The organism is Streptomyces sp. NPDC088197 (genome assembly GCF_044741185.1).
GTDB lineage: Bacteria > Actinomycetota > Actinomycetes > Streptomycetales > Streptomycetaceae > Actinacidiphila.
On sequence record NZ_JBIUSD010000003.1, the window covers coordinates 737173 to 751727 of the forward strand.

Annotated in this window: 11 protein-coding genes; 2 read left to right on the top strand and 9 right to left on the bottom strand. The window is 71.8% G+C overall.

What is annotated here, in order from left to right:
- Positions 1 to 56: 56 nt before the first annotated feature.
- The 5 genes from ACIOC1_RS11615 to pstC all read right to left on the bottom strand — a co-directional run bounded on the left by ACIOC1_RS11615 (position 57) and on the right by pstC (position 9389).
- Positions 57 to 2309, bottom strand: coding sequence for an Ig-like domain repeat protein (locus ACIOC1_RS11615; RefSeq protein WP_401853500.1), 2253 nt, complete (start codon positions 2307 to 2309; stop codon positions 57 to 59).
- A 193-nt stretch (positions 2310 to 2502) separates the two neighbouring features.
- Positions 2503 to 5259, bottom strand: coding sequence for a hypothetical protein (locus tag ACIOC1_RS11620; protein WP_401853503.1), 2757 nt, complete (start codon positions 5257 to 5259; stop codon positions 2503 to 2505).
- Positions 5256 to 7052 carry a phosphate ABC transporter substrate-binding protein PstS gene (locus ACIOC1_RS11625; RefSeq protein WP_401853505.1) on the bottom strand — a complete coding sequence of 599 codons (1797 nt, stop codon included), beginning with the start codon at positions 7050 to 7052 and terminating at the stop codon, positions 5256 to 5258. Before ACIOC1_RS11625 ends, ACIOC1_RS11620 begins: the two co-directional genes overlap by 4 nt.
- A complete protein-coding gene (gene pstA, locus ACIOC1_RS11630) occupies positions 7052 to 8359 on the bottom strand; it encodes a phosphate ABC transporter permease PstA (RefSeq protein WP_391046816.1) in 1308 nt (435 codons plus the stop codon). The genes ACIOC1_RS11625 and pstA overlap by 1 nt, the downstream gene beginning before the upstream one ends.
- Before the next feature lie 4 nt (positions 8360 to 8363).
- Positions 8364 to 9389: a phosphate ABC transporter permease subunit PstC gene (gene pstC, locus ACIOC1_RS11635; RefSeq protein ID WP_355337106.1), complete on the bottom strand. Its 1026-nt coding sequence runs from the start codon at positions 9387 to 9389 to the stop codon at positions 8364 to 8366.
- Between the two features lie 574 nt (positions 9390 to 9963).
- Here pstC and ACIOC1_RS11640 point away from each other — a divergent pair.
- A complete protein-coding gene (locus ACIOC1_RS11640; protein WP_355337104.1) occupies positions 9964 to 10455 on the top strand; it encodes a MarR family transcriptional regulator in 492 nt (163 codons plus the stop codon).
- A 68-nt stretch (positions 10456 to 10523) separates the two neighbouring features.
- Here ACIOC1_RS11640 and ACIOC1_RS11645 read toward each other — a convergent pair whose 3' ends face one another.
- Positions 10524 to 10883, bottom strand: a complete 360-nt coding sequence (locus ACIOC1_RS11645; RefSeq protein ID WP_355337102.1) for a hypothetical protein — start codon at positions 10881 to 10883, stop codon at positions 10524 to 10526.
- Positions 10884 to 10922: 39 nt separating this feature from the next.
- Complete coding sequence (locus ACIOC1_RS11650; RefSeq protein WP_355337100.1) at positions 10923 to 11342, bottom strand: nitroreductase family deazaflavin-dependent oxidoreductase; 420 nt, start codon at positions 11340 to 11342, stop codon at positions 10923 to 10925.
- A 171-nt stretch (positions 11343 to 11513) separates the two neighbouring features.
- Here ACIOC1_RS11650 and sigJ point away from each other — a divergent pair, with 171 nt between their 5' ends.
- Positions 11514 to 12587 carry an RNA polymerase sigma factor SigJ gene (gene sigJ, locus ACIOC1_RS11655; RefSeq protein ID WP_355337098.1) on the top strand — a complete coding sequence of 358 codons (1074 nt, stop codon included), beginning with the start codon at positions 11514 to 11516 and terminating at the stop codon, positions 12585 to 12587.
- 38 nt (positions 12588 to 12625) lie between these two features.
- Here the strand turns inward: sigJ and ACIOC1_RS11660 are convergent, their stop codons facing one another.
- Both ACIOC1_RS11660 and ACIOC1_RS11665 read right to left on the bottom strand, forming a co-directional pair.
- Complete coding sequence (locus tag ACIOC1_RS11660) at positions 12626 to 14113, bottom strand: cation:proton antiporter (RefSeq protein ID WP_391046824.1); 1488 nt, start codon at positions 14111 to 14113, stop codon at positions 12626 to 12628.
- Between the two features lie 47 nt (positions 14114 to 14160).
- Entirely contained in the window at positions 14161 to 14535 is a 375-nt protein-coding gene (locus ACIOC1_RS11665) for an antibiotic biosynthesis monooxygenase family protein (protein WP_355337094.1), read from the bottom strand.
- Positions 14536 to 14555 lie beyond the last annotated feature (20 nt).

Here is a 14555-nt window from a genome sequence, read left to right on the forward strand (position 1 = left end):
TGCGCGGGTCTCCCGCCCCGGCGGACGGGTGCCGTCCGCCGGGGCGGGAGCCGGGGTCACTTCGCGGTGACGGCGAACGACTTGCTGCCGGTGTTCACGGTGGCCGAACCCGAGTACCGCAGCGTCAGGACGTGCTTGCCCTTCTTGGTGAGCTTGGCCAGCGTGACGACGGCCTTGCCGTTCTTCAGGGTGGCGGTGCCGACGACCTTCTTGCCGTCGTAGATCCGGACGAAGCCGGTGGGGGTGACGCCGTTGGCGGTGACGGCGACGGTCACCTTGCCGCGGGCCGAGGTCTTGACGCCGGCCGGGGCCTTCGTCGCGATGCGCGGCGCGGCCTTGACGACCGTGACCTTGTAGGTGGCGGCGGCGGTGTTGAGGCGGCCGTCACCACCGTAGGACAGGGACAGGGTGTGCGTGCCGACCTTCAGCGTCCTGGGCAGCGTCAGCCACGCGCGGCCGGTCTTGTCCAGGCCGACCGTGCCGAGCGTGGTCTTGCCCTCCTTGACGACGACCTTGCCGGTGGCGGTGGCCGGGCCGGTCACGGCGACGGAGAGCCGGCCGGAGGTGCCGTAGGCCGGCTTCGCCGGGGAGACGCCGACGGCGACGCGGGCGGCGGCCTTGGTCACGGTGACCTTGGCGGTGGCGGCGGAGGCGTTGAGCCTGCTGTCACCGGCGTAGGACAGGGACAGGGTGTGGGCGCCGACCGCGAGGGTCTTGGGGAGCGTCAGCGACGCCTTCCCCGCCGCGTCCAGGGTCAGCGTGCCGAGGGTGGCCGCGCCGTCCTTGACGGTGACCTTGCCGGTGGCGGCGGACGGGCCGCTGACGGCGACGGCGAGCTTGGCGGCGGTGCCGTACGGGACGCTCGCCGGGGAGACGGCGGGGGTGATCTTCGAGGCGCCCTTCGGGACCTCGCTGACCGTGCCGGCCACCGTCACGCTCGGGCCGTCGCCGACCAGGTTGGAGGCGTAGACCTCGGCGGTGTACGCGCCGGGGGCCAGGGGCGCGGTCACCGAGGTGGCCGGGGCCTTGAGGTCGGTGCTGAAGGCGACGTCGCCCGCGCTGTCGGTGATCCGCACGCGGTAGTCGGTGACCGGCAGCGCCGGGTCGGCGGGCGCGGTCCAGCTCAGCGTGAGCTGGCGCGGGGCCGGGGCGGTGGCGGCCAGCGCGCCGACCGCGGCGGGCTTGATCAGCGAGGAGCTGTTGGTCTCCAGGCCGCCCGCCTTGGCGTGGCCGCGGACGGAGGTGTCGATGCTGCCGTTGTAGGGCTCGTTCTGGAAGCCGAACGCGGCGATGGTCTTCTCGGCCACGTCGGACGCGATGGCCGCCTTGTGCGCGCCGGCGCTCACGAAGGTGTCGTACAGGCCCTTGTCGAAGAAGGCGCTGGAGGTGTCGATGGCGCGGGTGGGCACCACGTTGTAGACGTCGCGGCCGAAGGTCGGGTCGTCGTAGTAGCCGCCGAACGGGGACAGCTTGTCGTCCGCGCCCTTGACCACGGGGCTGACCGGGGTGCCCGCGCCGAGGTCGAGGGCGCCGATGAAGGCGCCGTTCCCCGCGGCGGCGGTGCTGCGGTCGGGGGCGGTGTGGTTGTTCTGCGCGATCCAGCTCGCGGCGGAGAAGGGGACGAGGTCGCCGTCCTTGAGGATGACGCCGTTGGCCTGGTTCTCCTCGACCGTCTTGCCGTTGTCGTCGGTGCCCTTGACGTTGCTGCCGAGGTTGACGACGCCGATGGCGCTCAGGAAGAACTTCCGCGTGCCGGAGCTCGACTGCGGGATGAACGGCCGCACGGGGTGGCCCGCGACCGTGGTGACCGTGCCGGAGTAGATCTCGTTGAGCTGGGTGCGCGTCAGGTTCTTCAGGAAGTCGCCCTTGGCGACGTAACCGACCGCGTCCCGGCCGAACGGGATGTACGTGAGGGTGGTGCCCGCGGTGGAGGGGGCGCCGGAGGAGCGCGCGAAGTCCACCTGGCCCGCGATGTTCACGGTGCCGCCCGGGTCGGTGTCCCCGATCAGCGAGGCGCTGAGCGCCTTCTGTCCCGCGCCCGAGCCGTTCGGACGGGTGAAGGTCACGCCGTTCGCACGGGTCTTGATGGTGGCCGAGCCCGTGGCGTCGTACGACGCGACGTCCGGCAGCGCCGTGCCGGCCAGCGCGTTCAGCACGTCCTGCGTCGTGTCGGAGCCGACGCCCACGTACGTGCCGAAGGTGCCGGGCGCGGGGTCGGCGAAGGCCGGTGCGGCGACCGTGAGGGTACCGGCCGCGATGGCCGCGGTCATGACCGCCGCGATCGTGGCGATGGGGCGCTTGGTGCGCATATCTCTGTCTCCTGATCGGGGACTCGTACTGCGTGACGGGTGGGGACCCGCCAGAGCCGGATGGCCGGTCTGGCAGGGTGGAGCCCGTCGTTCGCCCCGACTGAGACTCGGGGCGAACGACGTGTCTGGTGGGTGGCCCGGCGCGCGGGCCGGTTCAGCCGCCCGGTCGCCGACGTGGCGGGCGCGGGCCGGATCAGCCGCCCGGTCGCCGACGTGGCGGGCGCAAGCCGCGCAGCCGGGCGGGGACGGTCGGCCGCGGGATGGTGAGGGAGCGTCCGCCGGGCAGGCTCAGGCGCAGCGGCAGCCGGGTACCGGCGGCGAAGGGCGCTCCCAGTGCGGCGAGCAGCCCGAGGCCGGCCCCGATCGGCACCGCGAAGCGCAGCGCGGAACCGGGGTCGGAGGGCGTGATGCCGCCCGCGACCGGCACGGTCGCGGGGGAACCGGTCGCGGCGGTGGGGCTGGGCGAGGCGCCGGGCTTGCCGCCGGGGGCGGTGTGGCCGCCGGTGCCGCCGTCCGCGCTCCCGCTCCCGCCGTCGGAGCCGCCGGCCGTACCGCTGCCGCCGCCGTCACCGCCCGTGCCGCCGCCGGAGCCGGTGCCGCCGTCCGCGGCGCCCGGTTCGGTCTGCGGGGCGCCGGAGCCGCCGGGGCCGGGGGCCGGCTTCCAGGTCTCCAGGGCGGTCGCGGCCGTGGCCGCCTCGGCCCGCAGCGCGGACGGCAGCGGTGCGTAGCCGACCGGCAGCGTGCCGGGGGCGGTGCCGGGCACCTGGCCGCCGCCCGAGGCGTACCGCAGCAGGTCCGCGTACTGCTTGCGGGCGGTGGGCGCCAGTTCGGCCGGGCGGGCTGCGCCGTAGACCAGCATGCTCAGCGGGTAGACGCCCTTGGCGTTCGCGGTCGGGTCGATCCGCCGTACGCCGTCGGCGGCCTTCGCCTTGTCGGCGGCGGCCACCAGGGCGGCCCTGGTCGGTGCGGTGAACTCGCCCGCGGGGTTGCGCAGCCGGGCGGTCTGGAGGCCGAAGCGGGCGGCGGAGGCCGCGTCGGTGATGGTCAGCATGAAGCGCTGCCCGGCGACCTGCGGGCCCGGCGTCTTCCAGACCGGCGGGGTGGCCAGCGGGTCCCAGTTGGACTTCCAGAGCTGGTCGCCGCGGCGGGTGCGCAGCGCGCCGGTGTAGAGGTCGTCCACGTACGGGTGGAAGTCCGTCATCTTCTGCTTCTGGCTGTCCGGGGCGCCGCTGCCGGGCGGGACGGTCTCCCAGTTGTCGTTCTTGGGGAAGTCGTCGCGGTCGGCGGAGAAGGCGTAACCGGTGGGGTTGAGGTCGCCGTTGGAGCTGAAGAAGGGGTTGACGCGCATCCCCCAGTCGTCCGGCACTCCCGCGAGGAACTGCCGGGCCTGCCGGTCGGCCAGCACCCACGTCCACACCTGCCTGGCCAGGTCGCTGTGGCCGAAGGCGGTGATCAGGTCGGTGTCGGTGCTCGGGTTGGAGGCGACCGACAGGTCCGCGAACTCCTTGTTGTACGCGAGGAATTCGGGGTCGGTGAGCAGGCCGGCCGGATTGCGCAGCGCCCAGTCGTAGCCCTTGGCCGCGGTCAGCCGGGGTCCGCCGTCGTCGTATGTCGTACGGACCGCGCCCCAGGGCGAGTTGCGGTACGACTCGGTGAGCAGTTTGGCGACCAGCCGCGGGGTGAGGTCGAGTGAGCCGACCCGGGTGCCCGCGCGTTTCCTGACGTCGGCGGGCGCGTCGGAGCGGGGCTGGCGCTCGATGCTGAAGCCGATCACGGCGGCGGACAGCGCGACCGGCGCGTAGGTGATGGTGTCGGCGGGCCGGGTCTCGCCGGTGACCGGCAGGGTGGTGAAGACCAGGCTGTCGCCGGAGTCGGTGAGCTGGCCGCGCGCCTCGGAGTCGCCGACGGTGGTGTAGCCGAAGACCGTGCCGGTGCCGCAGAGCTTGGCCTGCCAGCTCCCCATCGCGTCGGAGACCAACTCGCTGCCGGTGGTGTCGACTTCCCGCGCGCCCATCGCGCAGGTCGCGCCGACCGGCTGGAAGTCGAGCCGGACCGCGATGCGGTTGCGCCAGTTCGTGGAGGACACCGGGGAGCCCGCGTTGACCTGGGTGCGGTCCTGGTAGGGCTTGCCGTCCAGGTCCAGGTGGCCCTGCGGGACGATCACCAGCCAGCAGGAGCGGCCGGTGACGCTGCCGTCGGGGTGCTTGACCGGGGCGCCGCAGCCCAGGTGCGGTGCCTCCTCCTTGGTCTGCGCCTCGACGTACTCCTGCCCGGTGCCGTCGGCCCCGGTGCGGCCGAAGTCGATCTCGTTGGTGGTGTTGTAGCTGTAGAAGCGGTTGTTCTGGGTGTCGCTGGTGACGACGGTGCCGTCGATGGACTTGAACGGCACCTCGCCGCGGCCGAAGGGGCGGCCCGCGCCGTACTTGTCGTCCTCGCCGTAGCTGCCGGGGTCCGCGCTGTACGAGACCTGCCGGGTGTCGTCCGCCTGGTTGCCGGGCCAGGTGTTACGGCCGGTGGTGGGCGACGCGCCGAACTGGCACTGGGTGCGCGGCGGTCCGGGGTTGCCGGGGACGGCGCCGTCGTCCTCGCCCCAGCACTGCATGATCTGGACGAAGTCGGTGTTGAACTGGGTGCCGGCGAAGGTGGTGGGCACCCCGCCGGTCCAGGACACGCTGATCGCCTGGTTGGCGAGGTCGCGGGTCTGGCTGACGCGGAAGCGCATGTCGGCGAATTCGCCGCGGCCGGAGACGGTCACGGCGGACGACTGGGCGGAAGGGCTCGACTGGGCCGCCCGCACCGACGCGGCCGACTGCGCGGCGACCGGCCGCAGGTCGGTCAGCAGGGCGGGGGCCGCCTGGGCCGCCGCCGCGCCGAGGACGGCGCCGAGCAGGGCGCCGGTGAGCAGGCGCCGGACGAGCCGGCGGCCGAGGGACTGTCGCGGGGTCGTCACGGCGTGTCCTCCTTGCGGTCGGTCGAGGCGGTGCGGTCGGCCGGGGCCTTGCGGGCGCTCAGGGCGCGGGAGGTCGCGGCCGGTGCCAGGACCAGCCCGACGACGAGCAGCGCCGCGAGGAGCATCAGGGTCTGGGTGCCGCCCCAGCCGTTGTGGCCGCCGACGGCGACCGGCTGCGCGAGCACGACCTGATTGCCGTTGCCGCCGCCGTTCGCACCGCCGTCGCCTGAGCCGCCGCCGGACGAACCGCCGTCCGGGGAGCCGCCGTTGGACGCGTCGACGGGCAGTCCGGTGTCCGGGTCGACGGCGCCCGAGCTGTTGCCGCCGCCCCCACTGCCCGATCCGCCGGTGCCGCCGTTCCCCGTACCGCCGGAGCCGCCGCCCGAACCGCCGCCGCCCGTACCGCCGTTGCCCGAACCGCCCGTGCCGTTGCCCGAACCGCCGCTCGTACCGCCGCCGTTGGAGCCGCCGGACGATCCGCCGGAGCCGCCGGTGGACGCGCCGCCGCTGCCGGTGGTGCAGGGCGCGGCGCCCTGCTTGTCGCAGTCCTGCGGGAAGGGCGCCGACTTGGCCAGGGTGTTGGTGCCGTCGGTGCTGAAGGTCGGGTTGTGGCAGCCCTTGACGTTGATCGTCTGGGTCTGCGCGCCCGGGATGCGGCGGATCTGGTCGAAGCCCGCCTGCACCAGGTTGATCGGCAGCGGCGAGTAGCCGAGCTTGGGCGCGTACTGCTGGCCCTGGCACATGAAGTAGTACGAGAAGGCCGCCAGCGTGGTGCCCTTGGCCTGGGTGAACTGCCCCTGCACCTTGAGCGGCAGGATCATGTACGAGTAGCTGGACAGCGGATAGTTGCGCTTGTCGGTGTCGGTGTAGACGCCGCTGAGGTCCTGGGTGAGGTAGTCGGGCGAGTTCTTCTCGGTGTTGATCCGCGCCTTGACCAGCGACACCGCGACGTTGGCGGGCGTCGGCTCGGTGTAGTAGCCCGCGTGGTTGAGCACCTTCGCGACGGGGAAGTGCGCGTTCTTGGCGTAGGAGTAGTTGACGTAGCCGATCGCGCCGTCGCCGTAGTCCTGGGCGACGTAGCCCGCCACGCCGAGGTCGCCCGCCTGGGAGATCATGCCGGGCACCGGCGGGTAGTAGGACGTCGAGCCGCAGGCGCCCGCGCGGCCCACCTTGGCGCAGTAGGTGTTCCACAGCGCGGTGTGCTGCTTGGCCATCCACAGCGTGAACTGGGCGCTGGAGCCCGAGCCGTCGGAGCGGACCACCGGCACGATCTTCTTGGCGGGCAGTCGCAGGCCGGGGTTGTCGGCGGCGATGGCCGGGTCGGACCAGTTGGTGATGGCGCCGGTGAAGATCTTGGTGACGTTCTCGCCGGACAGCCGCAGATTGGTCAGCCGCTTCCCGTTGACCTTGAGGTTGTACATGAACACGGTGCCGCCGGCCACGATTGGCATGTACGCGTAACTGCCGTTGGTCGGGTGCTCGGGCGCGGAGCCGTCGGTGGGGTTGGTCTGGAAGGGGATGTCGGAGACCGCGAAGTCCACCGTCCCGTTGAGGAACTGGTGCCGGCCGTCGGAGGAGCCGGTCTGCGCGTACTGGATCTCCATGCCGTACTGCTTGACGTTGCGCCGCCACTGGTCGACGGCGTTGAACGCCCAGGTCGATCCGGCGCCGGACAGCGGGACGTAGCTGTCGGCCGCGGCGGCGCGCTGGACGCCGGGGCCGAACACCGAGGTGACCAGCAGGGCGAGCAGGGCCATGAGCAGGGCGGCCGGGGCTGAGGTGCGGCGGGGCATCAGGAGTTCTCTCCGGGAAGCGGGGATCCGGCCGGGTCTGCGGCGGGAGCGAACAGCGAGGGGCGGGGGGCGCGCAGGTCGTCGAAGCGCTCGACGTCGCGGCGGGAGGCGCGGGCGGCGCGGCGGCCCTGGCGCTTGGAGAGCTGGCCGGGGCCGCGCCCGCCGATCAGCCGGGCGATGGTGAAGAGCACCAGGACCAGCAGCATCAGCACGGCCGCCGCGCCGAATCCGCGGGCCACCATGGCCGGTTCCGGGGATTTGACGAAGGTGAACACGGCCAGCGGCAGCGACAGCATCGGGCCGTTGGTGGGGTCGGCGTTGACCGCGGTGGCGTATCCGGCGGTGAGCAGGACGGGCGAGGTCTCGCCGATGCCGCGCGCGGTGCCGAGGATGACGGCGGTGGCGAGCCCGGAGCGCGCGGTGGGCAGCACCACGTGCCAGACGGTGCGCCAGCGGGGGGCGCCGAGCGCTTCCGCGGCCTCGGTGAGATTGCCGGGGACCAGGCGCAGGACGACGTCCGAGGCCCGGATGATGATCGGCAGCATCATCACGCTGATCGCGAGTCCGGCCGCGAGACCGGACTTGGGGAAGTGCAGGATCAGGATCCAGGTGGCGTAGATGAACAGTCCGGCCACGATGGAGGGCAGGGCGGTCATCGCCTCGACGATGGTCCGCACGAAGCGCGCGAACCGGCCGCGGGTCTGGTTGAGGTAGACCGCGCAGGCGATGCCCAGCGGGATGGTGACGGCCAGGGCGATGGCGATCATGATCAGGCTGCCGAGCATCGCGTGGGTGATGCCGCCGACCGTGATCGGGTCGAGCGGGCCCGCGAGCTGCATGTCCTGCGTGAAGAAGTTGCCGTGCGGCAGCGCCTCGCGCCCCCGCCACAGCGTGAAGCCGACGACGAGGACCAGGGCCGAGAACAGCAGTCCCGCGGCGGACCAGAGCACGACGGTCATGAGCCGGTCGCGGACCGCGGGTCCGTCGTGCTCCAGCGAGCACAGCAGGGCGTACGCGGCGAGGAAGACCAGGTAGGTGACGGCCGCGAAGCCCAGCGGGCCGGAGAGCGGGGCCAGTCGGCCGAAGAGGAGGAGGGCGGTGCACAGGCCGGTGGCGGCGGCGCCGAGGACGTTGAGCACCGCGCCGCGGGCGACGCCGCCCAGGGCGCGCCGTCGCTGCGCGGCGTCCGGGGCGTCGGCCGGCTGCCGTACGACGACGGTGGTGGCGGGCGCGGCGGCGGCCGTTGTGGCGGCGGCTGCGGCGGCGTGCGTGGCGGCGGTGGCGGGCTCGGCCAGAAGGTCCGTCATGTCGTCACCCCTCGCTCAGCGAGCCGGAGCGGGACCGCGCGACGATCGTGGACGCGGTGAAGTTGACGACCAGGGTGAGCAGGAAGAGGGCCAGGCCCGCGGCCATCAGCGCCGACATGCCGAAGTCCGAGGAGTCGCCGTAGTGCAGGGCGATCAGCGAGGAGACGGAGTTCGAGCCGGTCTGGAGGATGTGGGGCTGGATCTGGAAGACCGGGGAGATGATCAGGTAGACCGCGATGGTCTCGCCCAGCGCCCGGCCGAGCCCCAGCATCGTGCCGCCGATCACGCCGCCCAGGCCGTACGGCAGCACCACCGAGCGGATCATGCCCCAGCGGGTGGAGCCGAGCGCGTAGGCGCCCTCCCGCTCACCGGCCGGGGCCTGCGCGAAGACCTCGCGCATGACCGAGCACATGATGGGGGCCACCATCATCGCGACGACGATTCCGGCGATGAAGGTGGAGGCGGTGTACACGCTGGCGGAGGAGAGGGGTTCGCCCGGCTCGACGCCGTCCACGCGCAGGAAGGGCACCCAGTGGAACCAGGTGGACAGCCAGCGGGACAGGCCGATCACATGGCCCTGGAAGAAGAACAGGCCCCACAGGCCGTAGACGACGGACGGCACGGCGGCCATCAGGTCGACCATCGCGACCAGGGTGCGGCGCACCCGGCGCGGCGCGATCTCCGAGATGAACAGCGCGGTGCCGACCGCGAGCGGCAGCGCGAAGCAGACGGCCACGGCGGCGATCAGCACGGTCCCGGTGAGGACGGCGGCGATGCCGAAGTTGTGGACGTCGGGCTGCCACTGCGCGGTGGTCAGGAACGCGAAGCCGCGTACCCGCAGCGCCTGGCTCGCCCGTAGCAGCAGGAACAGGCCGACCGCCGCCATGATCGCCAGTACGGCGACACCGGCGGCCGTGAGCTGCCCGCGGAATATCCGGTCCCCGATCCCCTTGGCCGCCCGCAGCCGCCGGGGGGCGTCGTCGCCCCCGACCGACTCGGGCGTGCGGGACACCACTTGTGTGGATGTCACGTGTCGTTCTCCCCCCAGCGCTCCCGCGCGCCGAATGGCGTCGCGTTGCGAGGAGTGAACGGGGCCTCAATGGCCGAATGACACTGTTCACCTGAGGAGAAAATGAACAACAGATAGTGAGAAGTTGTGAGTGGCCTGTGGAGGTTGTCCAATGTCCGACAAAACTACCCATCTCCCGCTCGGTTGCCTTATGCACCTAGCAACTTGCCTGCCCAGAAGGGGTGTTGAGAGGGCGCTCGGCGCGCGATACGGGCGGGACCGGTGGTGTTGGCGGGCGATATGAGCACGGAGGGTGACGAGCGACAGGGGGCTCGATCCGGCCACTTTGGGGCACGAGCCCACGGTTGCCGGGAGGCGCACGCCTGCTACCGGCAACGGGCACCGCGCGAGGCGCGGAGGATTCGGGGAGAGCCCTACGAGTTTGTAAAGGACCTGTGAGAGGGTGTCCGCCTGAACCCCGCCGATATTCGCCGCCCGACCGGGGCCGAAGGCTCCAGCGGTCGGCCAGCGGACCGAATCGGGGGTTGGGGTAGTTTCATATCTCCGCGTGCTATCGATGCGAGGAACGTTGCGTATGGATTCCACACTGCCCGGAGCCGCGTCGACAATACGGCGGCGGAGGCGACTGAACACGAGGATCAAGGACGCGCTGCGCGATCTCTCCGTCCAAATGGCGTTGCTGAACCATCGGGTCGGCACTCATCTCGGCCTGCGCGACGCCGACTTGGAGTGCCTGGACCTGGTCAGCCGCTTCGGGCCGATCGGACCGACCGCGCTGTCGAAGCACGCGGGCCTGCACCCGGCCACGCTGACCGGCGTGCTCGACCGGCTGGAGCGCGGCGGCTGGGTGGTCCGTACGCCCAACCCCAGCGACCGGCGGGCGGTCCTCGTCCAGGTCATCAAGGAGCGCGAGACCGAGACGGCCGAGATGTTCGCCGGGCTCAACAAGTCGATGGACGTGATCTGCGCGGACTACGACGACGCCGAACTGGTGCTGATCGCCGACTTCCTGTCCCGCGCGGCGCGGGCGGGACGTGAGGCGACCGACGAACTCGCCGACCGCTGACGGGCCGACGGCCGGCCGCCGGTCGTCCTCACCTCACCCGACCTCACAGGCCGCCGGCCGTCCTCACCTCACCTGCCGCCGGCCGCGCGGCGCTCCGGGTGCCAGCGCGGCGCCGCGTCCAGGCAGCCGTCGTACGGGTCGCCGGGACCCGGCAGGTCCTGGCTGCCGCGCAGCGCCCGCAGCTTGCGCAGCACGCCGGGATCGTCGAGGCCGCCGGGCTTGCGACGGGCCGCCGCGGCGACCGCGCGCGGGCCTGAGCCCTCGGTGGGCGCCGCGCCCTCCCACCAGTGCTCGCCGCGCCCGCGCCACCACTCGGACGACGAGACGCCGACGGTCGTCGAGCCCAGCGAGATCAGGGCGCGCAGCAGCCGGTCCCCGCAGAACCGGGCGGCGGCCCGGCCGAAGGCGCGCCAATTCGGTGCGGGCATGCGCGATCACTCCTCCTCACGCGTCTTCACCGATCGTGCTCAGACGCGCTCGGCCGTGACCCCGGTCCCGGTCTGCGCCGTGGTCTCGACGATCTTCAGCGAGATGAACTCGTCGATGCGCAGCCGCTGGAGCGCCCAGCGCAGCACGGCGGGGATGTCGGGGTTGTCGTCGATGTACACCTGCGGCGCGACCACCGGGACGCGCTTGCCGCGGGTCTTGATCTCACAACCGCCCGCGGCCACCACGTTCTTGACCCAGTCGGACTCCGCGCCGTACGGGAGGGACAGGATGAAGTGGCCGTTCTTCTTGAAGACCTTGACCGGCGTGCGGTACTCCCGGCCGGACTTGCGGCCCTTGTGGTAGACCGCGCCGAACCCCGGCATGGCGGGGAGGATCCGGCCGACGATCCGATTGCCGAAATACTTGTTCACGCGCGCCAGCCGCCGCTTAACGGACATGACTGTGCTCCTTCTTTGAGGGACTCGCACGGGGAAAAAGAACGGAGAAAAGAGAGAAGAAAAACGACAGCGGTCGGTAATAGCGCAACATCTTTACCGGCCGATGTCACACTCGGACGGGGGCCCTTCATCTCAGGTGACAGGAGCGCGCGTCACACTGGGAGGCCCACCATGTCCGACAACCCGGCGGAGCTGCCCGACGACACCGCCACACGGGTGTTCGTGGGTCATCGGGAGTTACTGTTCTCGGTGGTCTACAACCTGCTCGGCAGCGTCTCGGACACCGAGGACGTCCTTCAGGAGACCTGGCTGGCCTGGGCGCGGAGAGTCCGCCAGCCGCACGCCGAGGAGATCGACAACCCGCGCGCGTACCTGGTGCGGATCGCGGTCAACCAGGCGCTCGCCCGGCAGGCCACGATCAGCCGCCGCCGCGAGACGTACATCGGACCCTGGCTGCCCGAGCCGTTGATCACGCAGATTCCGGAAGCGCGGAACACCCCGCAGGCGGCGCAGGCGACGGACGCCGCGGAATCCGCGCTGCGCAACGAATCCGTGTCCATGGCACTGTTGGTCATTCTGGAGACGCTGACCCCGCTGGAACGCGCGGTGTTCGTGTTGCACGAGGTGTTCGGTTACGCGCATACCGAGATCTCCGAAATTCTCGGCCGCAGCCCGTCCGCGATTCGCCAACTCGCGCACCGGGCGCGCGAACACGTCCAGGCCAGGCGGCCCCGCTACCAGGCCGACCCGCACCTCCAGCAGCAGGTCACCGAGCGGTTCGTGGCCGCCGCGCTCGGCGGCGACATCGCTGACCTGATGAGCCTGCTCGCGCCGGACGTGACGATGTGGACCGACGGCGGCGGCAAGGTCCGCTCCGCGCTGCGCCCGGTCACCGGCCGCGACAAGGTCGCCCGGCTGCTGAACGGTTACGCCACCAGCCGGCTGCCGGAAGCCCTCGACATCCGCTACCGGCACGTCAACGGCGACCCGTCCGCCGTGGTCTTCTCCGGCGACTCCCCCTACGCGGTCATGGTCATGGACCTCAACCCGAGCAACGACCAGGTCACCGACATCTATCTGGTCACCAACCCGGACAAGCTCTCCCGCGTACGGCTGGACGGTCTGGACGACGGGGACGAGGACACGGCCGCGGGACAGATCGAGGCCGCCGAGCCGAGGAAGGCGATCGAGCCCGGCGACGACGGCCGCGACGGCCGCGACGAGTCCGGACCGCGGGCGGGCTGAGCCGAGCGGCTGTCCCGGCCCTCCCCACGTGGGGCATGTCACGTGGGGTGGACCGGGACGCCGCGTTCCTGGGTGACGGGGGTATCGGCGGCCGGATCGGATTCTCCGGCGTCCGCGAACCCGTCGGTCAGTCCGTCGGTCAGGCCGTCCGCGCGTGCGTCGGCGAGTTCGTCAGGCCGCCCGTCCGTACCCCCCTCGGGCACCCCTTGCAGGGCCAGTACCCGCTGCTCGCGCAGTTCCTCGTCCGCCGTGCTCTCGATCCGCTTCATCGCGACCCGCAGGATCGGCGGCGCCATCAGCGGGGTGAGGATCGCGATCAGCACGATGATGCTGTACATCGCGGTGGTCAGCAGGCCGAGCCGCACGCCGACCACGGCGATGACCACCTGGATCACCCCGCGCGCGTTGATCCCGGCGCCGAGCGCCAGGGCCTCCCAGCGGGTGAGGCGGCTGAAGGCGCTGCCGATGAAGGCGCCGAGGAATTTCCCGGCGACGGCGATCGCCAGCGCGGCCAGTCCCCACAGCGCGATCTTCGGACGCGTCAGCGACGTCAGGTCGATCCGCAGCCCGGCGAGCGCGAAGAACAGCGGGGACAGGAAGGACAGCACGGTGGCGTTCAGCGGCTCCAACTGCCGTGCCTGCGCGTCCGTGCCGCGCGAGCCGATCAGGATGCCGCACAGGAAGGCGCCGAACACCGCCTCGAAACCGAGCGCCTGGGCGCCCGCACCCGACAGGACGAGCAGGATGACGGTGGCGGAGATGGTCACGCCGCGCGAACCGGAGCGCTCGGCCCAGCGCAGCACCCAGCCGACCAGCCACCGGCCGCCGGTCAGCAGGACGACGATGACGACGGCGAGGTGCCACAGCGGGGTGGCGATCTCGCCCGCGCCGACCCCGGTGGTGGCCATCGCGGTGACGACGGAGACCAGCAGCCAGCCCACGGCGTCGTCGATGGTGCCGACGACCAGGATCATCTGGCCGACATTGCGGTGGATCAGCTTCATGTCGACCAGCACCCGGCCGATCACCGGGATCGAGCTGACGCACATGGCGACGCCGACGAACCAGGCGAAGACCGCCGGATCGGCGTCTCCCGGCCGCAGTTCACCCGGCAGCGCGTAACCGAGCCACACCCCGAGCGCCAGGGGCAGCAGCAGGGCGGCGGCGCTGACGCCCGCCGCCTTGCCGCCCTGTCTGCGGACCACCTTCAGGTCCAGGTGCATGCCGGTGAAGCCGACGAGCAGCAGCACGCCGAGCTGCCCGACGGCGTCCAGCAGGTGCATCTGGGTGGGGTCGCGGGGGAAGAGCCAGCCGGACAGGCCCGGCGCCACGTGCAGCAGGAGCGAGGGCCCGAGTAAGACGCCCGAGGCCAGTTCTCCGACGACGGTCGGCATGCCGAGCCTGCTCGCCAGCCGTCCCAGCACGAGTGCCAGGACGAGCAGGGCGCCGATCTGGAGCAGGAACACCAGCAGTGTGTGCTGCGGAAGGGGATCGACGGTTTCCGCGGCGATGCTGATCGCACTCATCGAAGAGCTCCTCACTGATGCGCGGTGGCCGGGTCGGCGGACAGGCCCTAGGCCACGCAGATCCCCTGGACGGCGACCTTCTCCGCGATGAACGGCCGCGCGAGCAGACCGTCGGGGTAGGCGCCGGCCTTCTCCTGGAACTCGGCCGACATGAAGGCCGCGAGCAGCGAGGAGGTCGACTCCCAGATCGCGATGTTGACCAGGGTGTTGCTGCCCGCGGTGCCGCGGTGGAGCTGGGTGGAGATGCAGCCGTCACAGGACTTCATGTAGGCGGCGTCGAGCGCCCAGCTCTCCAGGGTCTTGTCCATCTGCCCCTCGGGCACGACAAGGGTGTTGATGAGTACGACGGTGCCCGAGTCCTCCTGCTGGAGCTGGGTCTCGAAGGAGACCTTCGGGTCGACGGCCTCGAATGCGAACGCCATGGTGTGTCCTCTCGTCGTCA